The sequence below is a fragment of the Candidatus Rokuibacteriota bacterium genome, assembly GCA_016209385.1.
Classification (GTDB): Bacteria; Methylomirabilota; Methylomirabilia; order Rokubacteriales; family CSP1-6; genus JACQWB01.
On sequence record JACQWB010000068.1, the window covers coordinates 1 to 4,490 of the forward strand.

3 protein-coding genes are annotated in these 4,490 nt (G+C 69.3%); all 3 read left to right on the plus strand.

The genetic code is table 11. From position 1 onward, the window contains the following. The first annotated feature begins 259 nt into the window (after positions 1–259). Positions 260–1,564, plus strand: a complete 1,305-nt coding sequence (locus HY726_04755) for an ABC transporter substrate-binding protein (protein MBI4608301.1) — start codon at positions 260–262, stop codon at positions 1,562–1,564. Positions 1,565–1,705: 141 nt separating this feature from the next. Beyond that, on the plus strand, positions 1,706–2,200 hold the full coding sequence (locus HY726_04760) for a cupin domain-containing protein (GenBank protein ID MBI4608302.1): 495 nt from the start codon (positions 1,706–1,708) through the stop codon (positions 2,198–2,200). Beyond that, a partial coding sequence (locus HY726_04765; protein ID MBI4608303.1) for a xanthine dehydrogenase family protein occupies positions 2,197–4,490 on the plus strand: 2,294 nt, incomplete at its 3' end. The genes HY726_04760 and HY726_04765, both read left to right, overlap by 4 nt.

The window sequence follows — 4,490 nt, forward strand, 5'->3', positions numbered from 1 at the left end:
GCGTTTTTTCCAGCAGCCTTCTCGCGCACTCGTTGTTCCGTAACCCCGCGTCCCCACGTACTTCCGCTCAGACCCATTCGCTTAGAGCGTTTTTAGGGTCGAGAGGCTGGCGGCCGGGTTGCGGTTGCGGGGGCGATGGAGTATAAGGGGGGGCACGGACCGCTGGGCTTCAGAGGCCGCTTCCTCGACGAGCGACGGAATGGGCGGGAGCGGCCGAATGGTCACGGGATCGGGAGCTTCGAAGAAAGGAGGAGCTGACATGGGCAAGGTATCAACGTCAAGAGCGCCCGCCTGGCTGAGCCTGCTCGCTCTCGCGGTGGCGGCGCTGGTCGTGGTTGCCCCCGCAATGCTGGCGGCGCAGGCCCGCCCCGCCGGGGCACCCGCCGAACTGAAGCTGGGCTTCGTCGACTTCTTTTCGGGGGCGGCGGCCACCTTCGGCACCCCTGGAAAGAACACCGCCGAGTGGCTCGTGGACAAATGGAACAAGGAAGGCGGGATCAAGGGGGTCAGGGTCAAGCTGGTGATGCTGGACGAGAGCGGTGGGCCCGACAAGCAGGTGACCGAGTTCCGCCGTCTGGCCCTGGATGAGAAGGTCGACGCGGTCGTCGGCTATACCTCCAGCGCCAACTGCCTGGCCCTCGCGCCCGTGGCCGAGGAGCTGAGGGTCCTGACCATTATCCACGTCTGCGGGACCCACCGGCTGACCGAGGACAGGCAGCTGAAGTACGTTTTCCGCACGTCGAACAACCAGGCCTCGGACAGCGTGATCGCGGCCCGCTACGTGCTCGCCATGAAGCCAGACGTGAAGACCATCGCCGGCGCGAACGAGGACTACGCCTGGGGACGCGATTCGTGGGAGGCTTTCAAGATCGCGATCCAGCGGTTCAAACCGGACGTCAGAGTCGCGGCCGAGCTCTGGACGAAGATCCAGGCCGGCGAGTACTCGGCGGAGATCTCCAAGCTCCTGGCGGCCAAGCCGGATGTGATCCACTCGAGCTTCTGGGGCGGCGGCCTGATCACGTTCGTCAAGCAGGGGGCCCCGCGCGGACTTTTCAAGGAGAGCCTGGTGTTCCTGAGCACCGGGGAGCAGGCGCTGCAGGAGCTGAAGAAAGAGATGCCCGACGGGGTGATCGCGGCTCCCAGAGCCACGCCGGGCTATTTCCTGTATCCGGACCCCGGCAAGAACCCGATGCAGAAGGACTTCGTCGACGGCATCAAGGCGCGGTTCGGGCGCTATCCGGATTACCCCTCCCACCGTACCTACCAGGCGCTCGCTGGCTTGAAGGCGGCCTATGAGAAGGCTATCGGCCAGGCGGGCGGCCGGTGGCCGAAGACCGAGGACGTCATCAAGGCCTTCGAAGGCCTGACCTGGCAGACTCCGTACGGGCCCATCACGATGCGATCCGACCACCAGGCCGTTCACGGCGGCATCGTGGGGCTGACGAAGTTCAACCCGGAGTTCGGGTTCCCGACGCTGGACCGCCTCGTCGTGATGCGCGCCGAGGAGATCACGCCACCGCTCGGGATGAAGACGCTCGACTGGGTGGGAACGCTGAAGAAATAGGGCCAGGCGTCCACGCGGCCCGGAGGGCGCGGGAAGTGGCGGGCGTGATCGTTACTTCCCGCGCTCCTTGTTTACGCCTTCCGTCTGTCCTCCCGGTGGCGATTCGCCGAAGCGCCAACATGGCCGTCTCGGAGGATCAGGATGACACCGCTTGACGAACTCTTGAGGCAACGCATGGTCCGCTTCGCGGACCGGGTCCCCGACTGGGACGCGTTCGCGGACGCGCGGATCGAGGGCTACCGGCGCGCCCAGCATCGCTTCATCGGCACCGGCGCCTCGGGGAAAGCCGACGCCCGCGTCATCCCCGCCGAGCACTTCACGCTGAGCGTCATGCTCGTGCCGCCGGGCCAGGGCAACGCACCCCACACGCACGAGGTGGAGGAGGTCTTCTTCGTTTTGGAAGGCCGGGTGCGGGTGTTCTTGCAGGACGGGGACGGGCGACGCGCCGAGGCCGTGCTGGGCCGCTGGGACTGCGTCTCCTGCCCCGCGGGCGTGATCCACGGCTTCGAGAACATCGGCGCTGAGCCCGCCTACATCCAGGTGATGCTGGGACACGCGCAACCCGGCCTGATGGGGTACGTCGATCCCGGTCTCCAGCAGCAGCGGGATGTCCATCTCAAGGCTGGCCGGACGTGAGCGTCAGCCGGACCGCTGCCGCCGGAGCAGCGGGATCTCGGAAGCTCGTCGGGGCCTCCCTCAAGCGCAAAGAAGACGCCCGCCTGCTCGCCGGGCGGGGACGCTTCCTCGATGACCTGAGGCTCCCGGGCATACTCCACCTGGGCGTGGTGCGGAGCCCGCACGCCCACGCGCGCCTCCTCAAGATCGATCGCGCCGAGGCCTCGCGCCTCCCCGGCGTCGTCGCCGTGCTCACGCTAGAGGAGTTGCCGGAGCTCGCGGCGTCGGTGCCTCCGCTCGTCCCGGCCCCTCGCCTGCGCCCGTATTCCCATCGCGTGCTCGCGGGAGACACGGCGCGCCACGTCGGTGAGCCCATCGCCGCGGTCGTGGCCGAGGACCCCTACCGCGTGGCCGATGCCATGGACATGGTAGTCCTTGAGTTCGAACCGCTCCCGGTGGCCGCCAGCGCCGCGCTGGCCCTCGAGCGCGACGCCCCGGTCGTCCACGACGAGTGGCCCGACAACCTCGCCGGCACCTCCGTCGGAGGCACGGGCGACACCACGGCGGGCTTCGCCCGGGCCGAGTTGGTCGTGAAAGCCCGGCTGGCCTATCCGCGGGTCGGCGGGATGCCGCTCGAGACGCGCGGGGTCCTGGCCTTCGAGGACGAGTTGACGGGACTCCTCACGGTCTGGACCTCGACCCAGGTGCCGTTCGCTGTCCGGAGCGCGCTCGCCGCGGTTCTTTCGCTCCCCGAGGAGCGCATCCGGGTCCGGGTTCCGGAGGTCGGAGGCGGATTCGGAACCAAGGGCCACGTCTACGCCGAGGACATCCTGGTCCCGGCGGTCGCGCGGCATCTCCATCGCCCGGTCAAATGGGTCGAGAGCCGCCGAGAGCATTTCGTCGCCGCGGCTGCTGACCGGGATCAGGAACACGAAGCGCGGATCGGCCTCCTGCAAGACGGCACGATCGTCGCCCTCGAGACCACGTTCACCCGTGACCACGGAGCCTATCCCACCCTCGGAGAGGCCATCACGCAGAACACCATCAACCACCTGCCGGGTCCCTACCGGGTCCCGCACGTCCGGGGTGTGGGTCTGAACGTCGTGACCCACAAGCCCTTCGCAGCCGCGTACCGCGGCGCGGGCCGACCCGAGGCCGCCTTCGTGCTGGACCGGCTGCTCGACCGGGCGGCGCGCCGCCTCGGAATGGACCCGGCCGAGCTCCGTCGCCGGAACATGATCCGGCCCGACGAGATGCCGTTCCGCACCGGGCTCACCTACCGCGACGGGGTCCCGATCGCCTACGACCCCGCAGACTATCCCGCCGGCTTCGAGAAGGTGCTCGCGCTCCTCGACTATGCGGGCTGGCGAAAGGAGCAGGCGGCGCGCCGCGCCAGCGCGACGCCGATCGGCATCGGGCTGTCCGCATACGTGGAGGGAACGGGGCTCGGCCCCTTCGAGGGCGCCGCGGTGCGGGTGGACCCGAGCGGCATCGTCTACGTTCACGTGGGCGTCGCGGCGGGGGGGCAAGCGCACGAGACAACGCTGGCCCAGGTCTGCGCCGACCGGCTCGGGGTGCTGCCCGAGGACGTGGTCGTGCTCGGCGGCGACACGCAGCTCATCGGCTACGGGATGGGGACCATCGCCAGCCGTGTCGCTGCCGTCGCCGGCCCCGCCGTGGCCCGGAGCGCGGGCGAGGTCGCCCGGAAGGCCCGGCTCGTAGCGGCGGACCTCTTCGAGTGCGCTCCCGAGGACATCGAGCTGGTCGACGGGCGCGTCTGCGTAAAAGGCGTTCCGGACAAGAGCCTGAGCCTCGCTGAGGTGGCGCACGCCGCGGTCAGGAGCCCCGTCCTCGCCGAGGCGGGAGGCCCCGGGCTCTCAGCCTGCGGATTCTTCTATCCCGAGACCGTCACGTGGGCCTTCGGCGCCCACGCTGCGGTGGTCGAGGTGGACACCGAGGCCTGCACGCTCCGCCTGCTGAAGTACGGGGCTGTTCACGACTGCGGGCGCCCGATCAACCCCATGGTGGTCGAGGGTCAGCTACACGGCGGCATCGTCCAGGGCATCGGCGCCGCGCTTTCGGAGGAGCTGGTGTACGATGCGGAGGGGCAGCTTCTGACCGGCACGTTCATGGAGTACGGGCTCCCGCGCGCCGACCACGTCCCGGCCCTGGAGGTGGCGCACCTGGACTACCCGTCGGCCGTCAACGAGTTGGGGATCAAGGGCGTCGGGGAGAGCGGCGTCATCGCGCCGGCGGCGGCGATTGCCAACGCCGTCGAGGACGCGCTCGCGGAGTACGGCGTCGAGGTGAC

What these genes read in the sequence shown, in the direction of transcription:
- HY726_04755 (MBI4608301.1), top strand. Translation starts at nt 260, where the DNA reads ATGGGCAAGGTATCAACGTCAAGAGCGCCCGCCTGGCTGAGCCTGCTC.
- HY726_04760 (MBI4608302.1), top strand. Translation starts at nt 1,706, where the DNA reads ATGACACCGCTTGACGAACTCTTGAGGCAACGCATGGTCCGCTTCGCG.